This window comes from Aureimonas phyllosphaerae, from assembly GCF_900113065.1.
Lineage (GTDB): Bacteria > Pseudomonadota > Alphaproteobacteria > Rhizobiales > Rhizobiaceae > Aureimonas > Aureimonas phyllosphaerae.
Genome location: NZ_FOOA01000014.1, coordinates 53,188 through 67,033, shown reverse-complemented (window position 1 = coordinate 67,033; position 13,846 = coordinate 53,188). Strand labels below are relative to the sequence as shown.

The window sequence follows — 13,846 nt, the reverse complement described above, 5'->3', positions numbered from 1 at the left end:
CCAGAGATGATCCAGCAAACGGTGCCGCTGGTTCGGTCTGCGGACTTCGCTTCTCGATGAAGGCCGCTTCGCCGCGACCGATCCGGGGTGGTGCGACCTCGAAACCCGTCGTTGGCTGCAGGCTGTCCGCCAGCGTTGCGAAATCTCGCGCCTGTTCCCGCCTGCCGGTTACAGCCAGCCCTTGCGCCGGAACCACCAGTAGGGGACGACGGCCGAGACGACCATCATGACGAGCGCCATCGGATAGCCGATCCGCCACGACAGTTCGGGCATATGTTCGAAGTTCATGCCGTAGATCGTGCCGACCAGCGTCGGCGGCAGGAACAGGACGGCGGCGATCGAGAAGACCTTGATGATCGTGTTCTGCTCGATGTTGATGAGCCCGAGCGTCGCGTCCTGAAGATAGGCGATCTCGGCTTCCGTACGCGCCTCGTATTCCGATAGCGAGCGGATGTCGCGCTCGACCGACTCGAGCCGCTGGAGCGCTGCGTCCTGGATCCAGGGGGCCCCCGGCCGCGCGAACAGGACGAGCCGGTTGAGGCTGAGAAGACTCTCGCGGATGATCGCCAGCAGACGGTTCTTCCGGCCGAGGCGCACCAGGAGATAGCGGAGGACCGTCGAGCGCTCCTCCGCCTTGCGCACGTCCTCGTCGCCGTAGAAGATCGCGGTCGACACCTCGCCGATCTCCGTCTCCGTGGCTTCGAGAAGATCGGCGATGCGCTCCAGCACGCTCTCGAGAAGGGCGCCGAACACCGTCTCGGACGAAAGATGCGCATCCGACGATTTCGCCTGCCTCGCTTCGAAGGCGCGGAACGGCAGGGGATCGGCATAGCGAACCGTGACGAGGCACCGCCTCGTCAGAACGAATGTCACCTGCGTGCGGCCCGGCTGGGTCCGTCCCGTCGCCTGGACGAGGACAGCCGTCATGACGAGTGCTCCATCCTCCTCGTAAAGCCGGGACGACTCCTCGATCTCCGCCATCTCGTCCTTGGTCGGGACTTCGATGCCGAGCATCCGCTCGACGGCCTGTTCTTCGTCTCGCGTCGGATCGTGGAGGTCGATCCAGACCAGACCGTCAGGCATGTGCGAGCAGTCGCTGCCCGAAGGCTTCAGCCTTCCGCCATCGATCGTGTGAAGCGTCAGCATCGGGTTGCCGCGCTCGCCGGGTCTCCGGCTCCATCCATGCGGATCCTGTTCGACCCGGATGAGTTCATCGTCTGGTTCCTCCGGGTCGTCGCGCAATCGGCCGATGGCGAAGCATGCCTGCACACTCGAGGCAACGTTCAGGACCAACGCCGCTATCGTGCGACATGATCGCGGGAATGGTGAAATGCGCCATCCGGAAAATCGTCTCGGACCCAGCCGTCCACAGGCAGCCTTCCAACTGGCCTAGGCGTCTCAAGGCAGCCTTTAACGATCAATGAAGTCCACTTGCACCGACACGTGTGCGTGATACCGTGAGGTGTCCCCGGACCGACCCGACGAAGAGCGGGAGGCCGGCGGCGCAAACGGGAGGGTTCACATCATGAACAGGCGTTCGTTCCTGTTGTCGTCGGCTGCCTTGGGTGTGGTCGCCCTATCGGCCGGAAGAAGCTGGGCGCAGGCCGCGCCCCTGACCATTCTCGGCTCCGTGCCGAGCCTCAGCTTTCCGTTCTTCGTCCACATGCTGAACCAGATCAAGGCGCAGGCGCAGGAGATCGGCGGCATCACGCTGATCGAGAGCGACGGCCAGAACTCGGCGCCCAAGCAGACGGGCGACGTCGAGGCCGCAGTGGTCCAGAAGGTCAACGCGATCGTCATCTCTCCGCTTGACGTCAATTCGCTGGCGCCCGCCGTGGAGCAGGCCGTTCAGGCCGGAATCCCGGTGGTGACGATCGACCGGCGCGTCGACGGCGTGGACGGGATCCTCGCCCATGTCGGCGCCGACAACGCCAAGGGCGGCGAGGCGCAGGCCAACGCCATCATCGCGGCGAGGCCCGACGGCGCCAAGATCTTCCACCTGCAGGGTCAGCCAGGCGCAGGACCCGCAATCGACCGCAACAAGGGCGTCCATGCCATCCTCGACGGCAAGGACAAGTATCAGATCGTCTTCGAGCAGACCGCCAACTTCGCGCGGGCCGAGGCCCTTTCGGTCACGGAAGCCGGTCTCACCGCCCACGGCAAGCCGGACGTCATCGTCTGCGCCAACGACGACATGGCGCTCGGCGCGATGGAGGCGTGCGAGGCGGCAGGCCACACGGACGTCCTGATCTACGGCTTCGACGCGCTGCCGGAAGCGCTGGCGGCCGTGCGCGACGGCAAGCTCGCTGGCACCGTTGAGCAGTTTCCGGGCGAGCAGTCCCGGACCGCGGTCCGCATCGCGGTGGATTTCGCCCGCAACCAGACGAAGCCCGCACAGTCCCAGGTTCTCCTGACGCCGATCGTCATCGGCAAGGACAATCTCGACAAGGCCGAACGACTGGGCGAGGCCGGCTGAGCGAAGGCTCCAGCCTCGGCCGGCGGCCTCCGGGGCGCCGGCCAGGATTGGACCGCATGCCGATGCTCGCGCCATCCGCTCCCATTCCGGCCGCACCGCCGCCGGTTCCGCTGCTCGAGATGCACGGCATCTCGAAGGACTTCTCGGGCGTGCGCGCGCTCAACGACGTCTCCCTGCGCCTGCACGCCGGCGAGATCCTTGGTCTGATGGGCGAAAACGGCGCCGGCAAATCGACGCTCCTGAAGATCCTGTCCGGCGTCCAGCCGCCCTCGCGCGGGGAAATCCGCCTCGACGGCCGGCCGGTCGCCTTCGCCAATCCGGACGAGGCGATGCGGGCCGGCATCGTGACGATCTACCAGGAACTCTCTTTGATCCCGACCCTGTCGGTGGCCGAGAACATCTTCGTCGGCCGCGCGCCGGTGAACCGCCTGAAGCTCGTCGACTGGCGCGCCATGCGCGAGGCCGCGTCGAAGGCGATCGCGCGGGTCGGTCTGCGGCTCGATGTGCGAACGCCCGTCTCGGCGCTGTCGGTCGCCGAGCAGCAGATGGTGGAGATCGCGCGCGCGCTCTCGCTTCGCTCGCGCGTCATCGTGATGGATGAGCCGACATCCGCTCTTTCGGAAGCCGAGGTCAGCCGCCTTCTCGGCATCATGCGCCAGCTCCGCTCGGCCGGGGTCTCCATCATGTTCGTCACCCATCGTCTGGAGGAGGCCTCAGAGGTCTGCGACCGCATGACCGTCCTGCGCGACGGGCGGCTGGCGGGCGAACTGGAGCGCGGGACGGATCCCATTCCCGTCCCGGCCGTGATCGAACGGATGGTCGGGCGCGCCGCCTCCGAGCTCTATGCCCGGCCGGCCGAGCGGGCGAAGGCCGGCGAGGTGCGCCTGTCGGTGCGGGGCCTCACCACGCTCCGCAATCCCGAGGCGCCGCACGCGATCGTCCTCAAGGGCGTCGATCTCGATCTTCGAGCCGGCGAAATCCTCGGAATCGCCGGTCTCGTCGGGTCGGGTCGCACCGAACTGGCGCGGGCCATCTTCGGCGCCGACCGGCGCGCGGCCGGCGAAATCCGGCTCGACGGGCGGCCGATCGCCCCCGCCGCGCCGTCCGATGCCATCGCTCTGGGGATCGGTCTCGTGCCGGAGGATCGCAAGCATCAGGCGATCTTCCCGGCGCTCGGCATCCAGCCGAACTTTTCCGTCGCGTCGCTGAAGACCTATGCCCGGGCGCTGGGCTTCATGGCCGAGGGGCGGGAGCGCCGCGATCTCGCCGACTACAGGAAGATGCTGAACATCCGCATGGCCGGCCCGGATCAGCTGATCGCCGGCCTTTCCGGCGGCAACCAGCAGAAGGTGATCCTCGCCCGCTGGCTGGCGCGCGATCCGAAGGTGCTGATCGTCGACGAGCCGACGCGCGGCGTCGATGTCGGAGCCAAGGCGGAGGTCCATCAGATCCTCGTGGGGCTGGCCGCGCGCGGTATCGCCGTGCTCGTCATCTCGTCCGAACTGCCGGAGATCCTGGCGGTCAGCGACCGCATCGTGACCATGCGCGAGGGCCGCATCACCGGCGAGATGCCGGCATCGGAGGCCAGCGAAGAATCCCTCATGGCGCTGATGGCGCTCGGAACCCGGACGGAGCCCCGCCCATGACCGCAGCCAACGAGCCGGCGACACGCCCCCGCGTCAATCTCTTCCGCGTCCTCAAGACCTTCGGGCCGTTGCTCTTCCTCGTCGTGCTGATGGCCGTCTTCGCCCTCGTCAACCCGAACTTCCTGAACCCCACCAATCTCTTCAATGTGCTGCGCCAGATTTCGATCACCGGCCTGATCGCGCTCGGCATGACCTTCGTGATCCTGACGGCGGGCATCGATCTGTCCGTGGGATCGCTGGTGGCGCTGTCGGGCATGGTGGCGGCCATCGTGTTCAAGGGCGGGGCGGCCAACACCTTGTCCCTTGGGGGGGCGGCGGCGGGCGGCTACGGCTGGTTCGCCGCGCTCCTCGCAGCCCTTGCCGTCGGCACGCTCTGCGGCGCGATCCAGGGCCTCGCCATCACCCGGCTGAAGGTGCCGCCCTTCGTGGTGACGCTCGGTGGGCTGACGATCTTCCGCGGGCTGACGCTGACGCTCTCCAACGGCGGCCCGATCTCAGGGTTCGACGCGTCCATGCGTTGGTTCGGCGCCGGGCTGATCGGGCCGGTGCCGGTGCCGGTCATCATCTTCGCGGTGGCCGCGATCCTCTGCCATGTCGTCCTGCGCTACACGCGCTACGGGCGGGCGGTCTATGCGGTAGGCGGCAATGCCGAGGCGGCGCGCCTGTCCGGTCTGAAGGTCGATGCGATCCTCGTCTCGGTCTACCTCATCGTCGGCTTCTTCTGCGGACTGGCCGCCTTCGTCCTCTCGGCGCGCCTCAACTCGGCCGAGGCCGTGGCGGGTATCGGCTACGAGCTGACGGTCATCTCGGCCGTCGTGATCGGCGGCACCAGCCTTTTCGGTGGCGTCGGCACCGTCGGCGGCACGGTGATCGGGGCAGCGCTGATCGGCGTCCTCGTCAACGGCCTCGTGCTCAACAACGTCTCGTCCTACACGCAGCAGGTGGTGATCGGCCTGATCCTGATCCTTGCCGTCGCCTTCGACCGCTGGTTGAAGGCGCGGGCTCGGTGAGGGCGTCGTTCCGCTGGCCCGTGAAAGGGGCTTCATAAGCGGCTGATCGTCGTGCATCTGCCGACCGTGGCGCCCTGTGGCGTTTTCTCGGCGAAGCCTGTCGGCAAATCCCGCAAGTAGGATCGCACTCGGCGCATCAAGGCTGATCGGGATCGGCGTCGCGTTCCGACTGCCGACATCGAGCGTCTGCCTCAACGCGCAGTTTTCCGGCGAAGCCGCCGATGGCAGCGGCGCAACTCGCGACAATGCGGTCGCTGGACGAAGAGCCCGCCGCCGGATGCCGGCGGGCCCCAGAGGACTACTGGGCCTTGATCATCGTCATGACGAGCTTGTCGTCAACGCGGACCGGTCCGTCCTCCTTGGCACCCAGCGTGTACTCGAACACGCCCTTCTTCGTGCCGCCGTCCTCCGAGTGAACCATCAGCATCAGCATGTCGCCGGGCTTCACGTCCTCGGTCAGGATCGCCGCGACGTCGTTCGTGGTGCCGGCCCGGATCGGGGCATGCCCGACAACCGGACCCGGCTTCATCGCAGCGTCCGTGCGGTGGACGACGAGCCAACCGTTCTTCGCGGCCATGACGGTGTCGGCGCTGACGATGCCGTTCGAAACATCCTGATCGACGGCCTTCACGCCCTGCATGGTCTGCTGGGCAAAGGCGGACGACGCCATCAGGCACAGCGTTCCGGCGATGAGGATCGCGCTCTTCTTCATGTCCCACTCCCGTGTTCGGTTTCGAAAACACAGAAAGATACGAACGGGCTTCGACGTCGGCTTCGGCGATCACCACCACGTGACTGCCCCGGACGAACGCCCCGTGCGCTGTTCATTCGTGTTCGCGACCGGCGCAAGGCTCGTGTCGGGCATTCGTTTCCGGGGCGCCGATCGGTAGGATCAGGCGATCAACCAACAGGGCGAGGGCTCGGTCGCTCGCCATCAGATGTGCGATCGCAGCCGATCAGGCGGATTCCGGCGTGGCCGGCATCGATGGTCCCGAACCGTCATGGACGTGCGGAAACATGCCGGGCTGCCGCCTCGTTTGCGGCAGACAGGCTTTCCCCGAACGGCGAGCCGGTGGCGAGCGAACCGACGAGGGCGCCGACGAAAGCGTCGCCGGCCCCATGCGTACTGACGAGACGCACGGGCAGGGCTCCCAGCGAAACCGGTGCCTCGCCGGTGCGAACGCCTGCAACGCCGTCTCCCCCGGCCGTGACGATCACGCTGGGAAAGCGCTTCGCAAGCTCCGTCGCCGCGGCGGCTGCCGAAGTCAGATCGGTGACGCGACATCCGCAAAGCTGCTCCGCCTCGATCGCGTTCACGATCAGGACATCCACCAGGGCGGCCAGTTCGTCCGGAAGCGGACGGAACGGGGCCGCGTTGAGGCAGACGATCGCTTTCGCCTCGCGGGCGGCTGCGGCGGCTGCCAGATTCACGGCGTCCGGCACCTCGTTTTGGAGGATCAGGGCTTTTGTACCCTTCCAGAGATCGGCCTGCCGGAGCGCAGCCGTATCGATCTCCAGGTTGGCGCCCGACACGATCACGGCGCCGTAGTCGCCTTCGGCGTCGGAGATCGCGACGCTCATGCCCGAGCCGATCCCCGGCAGCCTGGCGACCCGGGTGGCATCGACGTCCGAGGCATCCAGCGCGGCGATCAGGAAACGGCCGAACTCGTCATCGCCGACGGCGCCTGCCATCCGGACCTCCGCGCCCGCCCGAGATGCGCTCACCGACTGGTTGCCGCCCTTGCCGCCGAACTTCGGCGCCCAGGCGTGCCCCGTCACCGTCTCGCCCTTGCGCGGCCTGTCGGGCGCATCGACCATGATGTCGTAGTGCAGGCTGCCGACGACCACGATCACGGGCTTGGCGGGAGTGTTCATGTGTTTCGTCGCTTGGTTTTGACGGCTCCCATCGTAGCCGCGAGATTGCGTTCGGCGGCCTTCAGATCGCGCTGCGCGACCGCTGCGAAGACGGCGTCGAGGATGATCAGCTGGGCGACGCGCGCGGCCGCGTTTTCGCCGAGCAGCGGCGATCCCTGCGCGGTCGAGCAGAGCACGACATCGGCGATCTCCGCGATCGGGGAGGTGGCGTAGTTGGTCAGCGCGATCGTGCGCGCCCCTCGTTTGCGGGCGAGTTCGAGCGGCTCGAGGACCGCCGTGGTCTGGCCGGAATGCGAGAAGGCGATCGCGACGTCGCCTTCCGACAGGAGGGCGGCCGACATCAGCATCATGTGCGCGTCGTCGAAGACGTTGGTGCGCACCCCGATGCGCAGGAACTTGTGGGCGACGTCGCGCGCGATCTGGGCCGAGCCACCGATGCCGTAGAGGTCGCGCTGACGCGCGGCGAAGATCAGGTCCGCGGCGCGCTCGAAGGCGTCCGGATCGAGAATCGAGAGGGTCTCCTCGAGCGCGTGGATCGAGGTGCGGAAGACCTTCTGGGCGATCTGGGCGCCGCTGTCGTCGGGCGAGAGTTCCTGATGCAGGTCGGCGGTCGGCAGGCGATTGTAGTCCGCGATGCCGGCCCGGAACTCCTTGAAGCCCGAGAAGCCGAGCTTCTTGGCGATCTTGACGAGCATCGCGTCGGACACGCCGGCATCCTCGGCAACGGTGCGCAGTGCCGTGGTCTCGTCGAAGTCGCGCCGCCCGAGGATCATCTCGACGACGCGCGCCTCGAGCGGCGTCAGCTGCGGCATCATCATGCGGATCCGAGGTCCGATGGTCCTCGGATCGCTGAAGGTGATGTTCATCCCCGTCCCCTCGTCGCGCGGTCGATCAGCATGGCGACGAGGATGATAAGGCCGGTGGCGAGCAGTTGGTAGAAGGCCTGGACGTTGAGGAGGGTAAGGCCGTTGCGCAGGGAGCCGAGGATGATGGCGCCGAGGATCGTGCCGACCACCGAGCCCTTGCCGCCCATCAGCGAGGCGCCGCCGATCGCCGCCGCCGCTATCGCGTCGAGCTCCCAGAGGTTGCCGAGCGTCGGGTCGGCGGCGCCCAGCCGCCCGACAAGGATCAGGCCGGCGATGGAGGCGAGGCCGCCGGAGATCACGTAGGCCGAGATCTTCGTCATGGCGACCGGCACGCCCGCGATATGCGACGCTTCCTCGTTGCCGCCGACCGCGAGGAAGTATTCGCCGAGCGGGGTCTTGTTGAGAACGACCCAGACCGCGAAGGCGAGAACCGCCACGAGCACGACCGGCGTTGGTACGCCGAGGATGTCGCCGTTAAAGAGGGCGCGAAACTCAGGCGGAATGCCGAAGATTGGGTTGCCGCCGGTGTAGATGAGGGCCGAGGCGCGGTAGAGCGACAGGGTGCCGAGCGTCACGATGAAGGGTTGCAGGCCGCCATAGGCGACGAGCGCCCCGTTCACCGCGCCCGCCGCCATGCCGAAGAGGATCGCGGCGGGAATGGCGAGGACGATCGGCGCGCCGCCGACCATCATGGCGGCCGCCGCCACGGCGGCGATCGCCGCGGTCGGGCCGACCGACAGGTCGATGCCGCCCGAGATGATGACGAGCGTCATGCCGAGCGCGACGCAGGCGTTGATCGACGACTGCTGAAGGATGTTGAGAAGGTTGCGCTCGGTCAGGAAATTCGGGCTGAGCGCGGCGAAGACGCCGGCGATCACCAGGAGGCCGATGAGCGTTCCGGCGTCGCGCAGGCCGAAACCGAGCTTCAGGCCGCGCTTCGGCGTTGCGGAAAGGCTGTCGGTCGAGGTCATGGGCGTCAGTGTCCCGATCGGGAGGAATGGGAGGGGGCGCTGGCGGACTGCGGCACGGCGAGGGCGACGATCGCCTCCTCGCTGATCGCGTCCCGCTCCAGGATGCCGGCGACGGCGCCCTCGCGCATGACGAGGACGCGGTCGGAGACGCGCAGGATCTCCGGCAGCTCGGAGGACACGACGATCATCGAGCGCCCTTCGGCGGCCAGCCGCTCGATCAGCGCGTAGATCTCCGCCTTGGCGCCGACGTCGATGCCGCGCGTCGGCTCGTCGAACAGGAGGATGCGCGCGCCCGCCGCGATCCAGCGGCCGATGATGGCCTTCTGCTGGTTGCCGCCGGAGAACTGGCCGATCGGGCGCTCGACGTCGAGGGGGCGCAGGTTCATGTCGCGCATCAGCTTGAGGCTTTCGGCCGCGAGCGCGCGGCGGCGTACGAAGCCGGCGCGCGAGAAGCGCTTCATCGACGACAGGGCGATGTTGGAGCGGATGGAGCGGCGGGCGACGATGCCGTCGCGCTTGCGCTCCTCGGGCAGGAGGCCGAGCCCGGCGCGGATGGCCTTGCGCGGATTGCCGAGGGCGAGCGGCCTGCCATCGACGCGGATCGTGCCGCCGTCGGGGCGGTCGACGCCCGCGACGAGCCGCAGGAGTTCGGTCCGGCCGGCGCCGACCAGCCCGGAGATGCCGAGAACCTCGCCGCGCCGCAGCTGGAAACTCGCCCCGCGCACGGCCGTGCCGCGAGAGAGGTTCTCGACGTCGAGCGCCACCGCGTCCGTCGCAAAACCCTTGTGCTCGGCCTGCGCGAGTTCGCGCCCGACCATGCGCGAGACGACCTCGGCCTCGGTGGTCTCAGCCAAGGCGACGTCGGCGACCTTGCGCCCGTCGCGCAGGATCGTCGCCCGGTCGCAGACGCGGAATACCTCGTCCATCTTGTGGCTGACGTAGATGATCGAGACGCCGCGTGCGGCGAGGTCGCGGATCAGGATGGCGAGCCGATCGAACTCGGCCGGCGTCAGGCTGGACGTCGGCTCATCCATGGCGATGATCCGCGCATCCTCCATCAGGGCGCGTGCGATCTCGACGATCTGGCGCTGCGCGACCTTGAGGGTGTTGATGCGGGCGGCGGGGTCGATCGACGCGTCGAGTGGGGCAAGGGCCGCGCGGGCGGCGCGCTCCTGCGCCCGGCGGTCGACGAGGAGGCCTCCTGCCATGCGGAGCGGGCGGCCGAGAAACATGTTCTGCGCCACGGTAAGCTCGGGAACGTGCTGGAGCTCCTGGTGGATCATCGCGATGCCAGCGCGCCGCGCGCCGAGCGGCCCGTGGCCGGCGACGCGCACGCCGTCGACCGAGACGATGCCGCCGGTCGGCTCCATCACCCCCGACAGGATGCGCAGGAGCGTCGACTTGCCCGCCCCGTTCTCGCCGAGGAGGCCATGGACCGATCCGCGCGCGACGTCCATCGAGACGCCGTCGAGGGCGCGCAGCGTCCCGAAGATCTTGCCGATGCCGTCGAGGCTGAGGCGTGGGGCGGACGAGGTGGTCATGGCGCTCCCTCCCGGAGACGTCGCGGTCAGCCGGGACCGCAGGTGCGGCCCCGGCCGGACGATCACTTGGCGGCTTCTTTCAGGAGAACCGCGCGCAGGGCGTCGCCCTTCACGGCATAGGCCTCGACATTGTCCTTGGTGATCAGCGCCTGGGGCGTCGAGACGACGCGCGGCAGCGCCTGCTTGCCGACGAGGCGCAGAGCCGCCTCCATCGCGACCTCACCAGTGAGGACCGGGAAGGAGTCGACCGTGCCGGTCAGCTCGCCCGCACGGATCGACGCATAGGCGTCCGAGATGCCGTCGGTGCCGAAGACCACGACCTTATCCTGCAGGCCCGCCGCCTTGACGGCCTCGACGACGCCGAGCGCCATGCCGTCGTTGTTGGCGTAGAAGCCGACGAGATCGGGGTTCTGCTGGAGGATCGTGGCGGCCGCGTCGTAGGCGACCTGGCGGTCCCAGTTGCCCGGAACGCTCGCGACGACCTGGAACTTGCCGCCCTCGACCACGGTCTCGGAGAAGCCCTTGGTGCGCTGGCCGGCGGCGAAGACGCCCGCCTGGCCCTCGATCACCGCGACCTTGCCGCCCTCGGGCCGGTTCTGGAGGAACCACTTGGCGACGCGCACGCCGTTGTCGCGCTGCACGTTGCCGACATAATGCTTCACGCTCGGGATCACGGCGTCGTTGACGTTGACGACCGGAATCCCCTGCGCCTCGGCGCTTTCCAGCGCGGGCTGCAGGTTGTTGTCGGTCTGCGGCGACAGGAGGAGCGCGGCGAAGCCCTGGCTGATGAGGTTCTCGGCGATCGAGAGCTGGCCGAGCTGGTCGCCCTCCGACTGCGCCGCCTGGTAGACGACCTCGACGCCGGCCTTCTTGGCATAGGCCTCGTAGCCCTCGCCGAGAGAGCGCCAGTATTCGTTCGTCAGCGTCTTCGACACGCCGCCGATGCGGGTGTCAGCGGGGGCGGCCGGAACCGCGCCGAACTTGGCGTCGAGCTGCGACCACTCGATGCGGTCGGTCTCGGTGTCGGAGTTGAGGGGCGCGAGCGTCTGGGCGAAGGCGCTGGCGCCGAGGAGCGACAGGGCGCAGCCGGCCACGAGGGCCTTCAGTCGGATCGTCATGGGGTTGGTTCCTCCCGTTGGACAAATGCCGGGCTGGCCTCGCGGCCCGGCGCGCGGTCTGGCGGTCAGGCCGCTGCGATCATCGCGGCGTTGACGATGCTCTGGCTGGCGACGCCGTCCTGGCGGCTCTGGGCCTCGCCGAGGCGGTTGTCGGCGTCGAGACGGTCGGCGACGCCGAGAAGCCGCTGCACGGTCTCGATGTTGGTCTCGCACTCGGCGACCGGATCGAGGCCGGATGCGTCGGGGAAGGTGTCGAAGTAGAGGGCGCCGCGGTAGCCGTCGCGGCGGATCTGGCGCAGGAGCTCCAGCGTCGAGCGAAGATGCACCGCGCCGACCATCAGCCCGTCGTCGCGCTTGGCGTAGCCGTCGTTGAGGTGGACGCCGAGGAGCTTCGAGCGGCGGTGGATGAGGGCGGCGGCATAGGCGGGCTGCTCGCCGGCGTAGAGCGCATGGGCAAAATCGAGCGTCACGCCGAGGTTCGGCGCCCCGATCTCGCCGATCGCCAGCAGCGTCGTCGCGCAGTCGCGCAGGAGCGCATGGGCGCGCGGCTCGTCGGGCTTGTACTCGATCGAGATCTGGCAGGCCGGATCGTGCTCGGCGATCTCGCGGATGCCGGCGATCTCGAGGTCCCAGGCTTCCGCATAGTCGAGCTGGAAGTTGTAGTCGAAGCCGTCCTGGCCGAGCCAGAGCGTCATCAGGTCGGCGCTCATGGCGCGCGCGGCATCGACGCCGCGCTTGGTCATGTCGATCGCCTCCCGCCTCACGGCTTTGTCGGGATTCGTGAAGGCGCCGAGCTTGAAAGCCGGGTTGGTGTAGTAGCGCATCGCAAGGCCGTTGACCGACAGGCCGAGGTCCCTGATGCGCCGGCCGACGCTTGCCGGATCGTCCTTCACGTGGTCCGGGAAGTTCAGATCGACGTCCGTCAAACCCTTTGCAGTCGCCGCACGCTCTGCCATCTGCATGAAGGTCGGCTTGCCCGACAGGTCGGGCCAGTAGAGGTGCGGTGCGGAGCCAAAGGAGTTCAGACGGGTGGCGAATCGGGAAAGGGACATGGAAGCTCCGCTCGGTTGACTTAACTTTACGAATATTCGTGAACTCGTCAAGTTTTGGCTCGTCGGCCTTTCGTGGGCGACTCGGTGCGTGGTGCGGAGGGCATGACGGCGGCGCCCCGGAGAGGAGGCGAAGAAGGGATCCGCACGAAGCGTCGCTCCGACCATGACAGCTCTAACGCCGACCCCAAGGCTGCCCCGACGTTCCGCCGTGGCGCATCGAGTGATGATCGGACGATGCGAGCATCCAAGGCGTCACGTTCCGCCGGATCGGCGATCTTGGGCGTTTGCGAATGGCCCACTTTCCGACGTTCGCTCGCACGGCTGTCCGAGGCCGGACGAGGTGCTGCCGGACTGTCCGGTTTCGCAGGGCCTTGTTTGGTAAAGGTCGACCAGCCTTCTGTCGGGCCGTCAGGCGCATTTCGGTCTCGGATCGGGGCGCGACGGGCGGTTAGAGGGAAAGCCGACCATGACGGTCTCTCCTGGCGGCTCTTTCAAGTGTCCAGTGATGCGCGTTCCTGGAGGACGTGGTTCAGCGCTTCGATAAAAAAGGGCGACCGAAGCCTCACTGTCCCGATCCCTCCGCGTCAGCGCGGTGTAAGGTCCCATCGACGGACGGAAGTCGACGAGGAGCGCGTCGATCGTCGGGCGCCCGAAGGGGCTGGCGAGCATGTCGCGGGGCAGAAGCGAGATCGCTTCGCTCTCGGCGAGGAGGGAGATCACCATCAGGAACGAGGCCGTCTCCGTGACGTCGTCGGGCTCGTGCGCGCCGCCGCCGCGAAAGGCGCTCGACAGGATCTGCCGCATGGGCGATCCCTCCGGCAGCACGACCCAGGGCCAGCGCGAGAGCTCCACCCAACTTGCGCGTTCGCCGGTGAGGCGGAGCGGGTAATCGCGCCGGCAGCAGACCACGAGACCTTCGTCGACCGTCGCGTGGACCGCAAATGAGGACCCGGCGTCCGCATCGAGCACCCGGCCGAGGGCAAGGTCCAGCCGACCCTCGGCAAGGGCTGCCGTGAGGTGGTTGCTGGTCGCTACCTCGACGGAGATCCGCAGGCGCGGGTGGCGCCGCTTCAGGACGGCGATCGTCCGGGCGACCAGGATCGGTACGGCGCTCGGGATCGCGCCGACGCGCAGCGTGCCCGCATAGCCGGAGGCGAGGGCCGCGATCTCGCCGACGGTTCGCCCGAGTTCGGCCCGCACGGAACGGGCATGGCGGGTCATGGCTTCGCCGGACCCGCCGATCCGGCGGTGACGGCACGGGCGATGACGATCATGCGGACGGACGAGTACT

At 68.1% G+C, this 13,846-nt stretch carries 12 protein-coding genes and 2 pseudogenes; 4 read left to right on the top strand and 10 right to left on the bottom strand.

The features are described 5' to 3' along the window. Positions 1 to 168 precede the first annotated feature (168 nt). Positions 169 to 1,083, bottom strand: coding sequence for a magnesium transporter CorA family protein (locus BM175_RS15950; RefSeq protein WP_210185802.1), 915 nt, complete (start codon positions 1,081 to 1,083; stop codon positions 169 to 171). Positions 1,084 to 1,182: 99 nt separating this feature from the next. On the opposite strand from BM175_RS15950, the gene BM175_RS23245 reads away from it, so the two are divergent. The 4 genes from BM175_RS23245 to BM175_RS15935 all read left to right on the top strand — a co-directional run bounded on the left by BM175_RS23245 (position 1,183) and on the right by BM175_RS15935 (position 5,132). Beyond that, positions 1,183 to 1,314, top strand: a complete 132-nt coding sequence (locus tag BM175_RS23245; protein WP_280141120.1) for a hypothetical protein — start codon at positions 1,183 to 1,185, stop codon at positions 1,312 to 1,314. Positions 1,315 to 1,525: 211 nt separating this feature from the next. Beyond that, on the top strand, positions 1,526 to 2,476 hold the full coding sequence (locus BM175_RS15945; protein ID WP_090964729.1) for a substrate-binding domain-containing protein: 951 nt from the start codon (positions 1,526 to 1,528) through the stop codon (positions 2,474 to 2,476). A 56-nt stretch (positions 2,477 to 2,532) separates the two neighbouring features. Further along, positions 2,533 to 4,122, top strand: a complete 1,590-nt coding sequence (locus BM175_RS15940) for a sugar ABC transporter ATP-binding protein (protein ID WP_244546036.1) — start codon at positions 2,533 to 2,535, stop codon at positions 4,120 to 4,122. After that, positions 4,119 to 5,132 (top strand): ABC transporter permease, encoded by a 1,014-nt coding sequence (locus BM175_RS15935; protein ID WP_090964727.1) that lies wholly within the window; start codon positions 4,119 to 4,121, stop codon positions 5,130 to 5,132. The genes BM175_RS15940 and BM175_RS15935 overlap by 4 nt, the downstream gene beginning before the upstream one ends. A gap of 298 nt (positions 5,133 to 5,430) precedes the next feature. On the opposite strand, the gene BM175_RS15930 is transcribed toward BM175_RS15935, so the two are convergent. From BM175_RS15930 to BM175_RS15895, 9 genes and pseudogenes are all read right to left on the bottom strand, one after another. Continuing rightward, entirely contained in the window at positions 5,431 to 5,844 is a 414-nt protein-coding gene (locus BM175_RS15930) for a DUF7282 domain-containing protein (protein WP_090964724.1), read from the bottom strand. A 287-nt stretch (positions 5,845 to 6,131) separates the two neighbouring features. Then, positions 6,132 to 7,007 (bottom strand): PfkB family carbohydrate kinase, encoded by an 876-nt coding sequence (locus BM175_RS15925; protein ID WP_090964722.1) that lies wholly within the window; start codon positions 7,005 to 7,007, stop codon positions 6,132 to 6,134. Next, positions 7,004 to 7,873: a MurR/RpiR family transcriptional regulator gene (locus tag BM175_RS15920; protein WP_090964720.1), complete on the bottom strand. Its 870-nt coding sequence runs from the start codon at positions 7,871 to 7,873 to the stop codon at positions 7,004 to 7,006. The genes BM175_RS15925 and BM175_RS15920 overlap by 4 nt, the downstream gene beginning before the upstream one ends. Then, the gene (locus BM175_RS15915; protein WP_090964718.1) at positions 7,870 to 8,844 is read right to left on the bottom strand and encodes an ABC transporter permease; all 975 of its coding nucleotides are present in this window, start codon (positions 8,842 to 8,844) and stop codon (positions 7,870 to 7,872) included. Before BM175_RS15915 ends, BM175_RS15920 begins: the two co-directional genes overlap by 4 nt. A gap of 5 nt (positions 8,845 to 8,849) precedes the next feature. Next, a pseudogene (locus BM175_RS23430) lies at positions 8,850 to 9,554 on the bottom strand (ATP-binding cassette domain-containing protein); the annotation flags it as partial. Positions 9,555 to 9,872: 318 nt separating this feature from the next. Continuing rightward, positions 9,873 to 10,385, bottom strand: a pseudogene (locus tag BM175_RS23425) (ATP-binding cassette domain-containing protein); the annotation flags it as partial. A 62-nt stretch (positions 10,386 to 10,447) separates the two neighbouring features. Further along, positions 10,448 to 11,503, bottom strand: coding sequence for a sugar ABC transporter substrate-binding protein (locus BM175_RS15905; RefSeq protein WP_090964714.1), 1,056 nt, complete (start codon positions 11,501 to 11,503; stop codon positions 10,448 to 10,450). A 65-nt stretch (positions 11,504 to 11,568) separates the two neighbouring features. After that, positions 11,569 to 12,555 carry a sugar phosphate isomerase/epimerase family protein gene (locus BM175_RS15900; RefSeq protein ID WP_090964712.1) on the bottom strand — a complete coding sequence of 329 codons (987 nt, stop codon included), beginning with the start codon at positions 12,553 to 12,555 and terminating at the stop codon, positions 11,569 to 11,571. 408 nt (positions 12,556 to 12,963) lie between these two features. Beyond that, entirely contained in the window at positions 12,964 to 13,776 is an 813-nt protein-coding gene (locus BM175_RS15895) for a LysR substrate-binding domain-containing protein (protein ID WP_090964710.1), read from the bottom strand. Positions 13,777 to 13,846: the final 70 nt, after the last annotated feature.

Excerpts from the sequence above, each read along its gene's own strand:
- BM175_RS15905 (WP_090964714.1), bottom strand. The coding sequence starts at position 11,503 with ATGACGATCCGACTGAAGGCCCTCGTGGCCGGCTGCGCCCTGTCGCTC.
- BM175_RS15950 (WP_210185802.1), bottom strand. The coding sequence starts at position 1,083 with ATGCCTGACGGTCTGGTCTGGATCGACCTCCACGATCCGACGCGAGAC.
- BM175_RS15915 (WP_090964718.1), bottom strand. The coding sequence starts at position 8,844 with ATGACCTCGACCGACAGCCTTTCCGCAACGCCGAAGCGCGGCCTGAAG.
- BM175_RS15945 (WP_090964729.1), top strand. The coding sequence starts at position 1,526 with ATGAACAGGCGTTCGTTCCTGTTGTCGTCGGCTGCCTTGGGTGTGGTC.
- BM175_RS15930 (WP_090964724.1), bottom strand. The coding sequence starts at position 5,844 with ATGAAGAAGAGCGCGATCCTCATCGCCGGAACGCTGTGCCTGATGGCG.
- BM175_RS15920 (WP_090964720.1), bottom strand. The coding sequence starts at position 7,873 with ATGAACATCACCTTCAGCGATCCGAGGACCATCGGACCTCGGATCCGC.
- BM175_RS15895 (WP_090964710.1), bottom strand. The coding sequence starts at position 13,776 with ATGACCCGCCATGCCCGTTCCGTGCGGGCCGAACTCGGGCGAACCGTC.
- BM175_RS15925 (WP_090964722.1), bottom strand. The coding sequence starts at position 7,007 with ATGAACACTCCCGCCAAGCCCGTGATCGTGGTCGTCGGCAGCCTGCAC.
- BM175_RS15900 (WP_090964712.1), bottom strand. The coding sequence starts at position 12,555 with ATGTCCCTTTCCCGATTCGCCACCCGTCTGAACTCCTTTGGCTCCGCA.
- BM175_RS15935 (WP_090964727.1), top strand. The coding sequence starts at position 4,119 with ATGACCGCAGCCAACGAGCCGGCGACACGCCCCCGCGTCAATCTCTTC.
- BM175_RS15940 (WP_244546036.1), top strand. The coding sequence starts at position 2,533 with ATGCCGATGCTCGCGCCATCCGCTCCCATTCCGGCCGCACCGCCGCCG.
- BM175_RS23245 (WP_280141120.1), top strand. The coding sequence starts at position 1,183 with ATGCGGATCCTGTTCGACCCGGATGAGTTCATCGTCTGGTTCCTCCGG.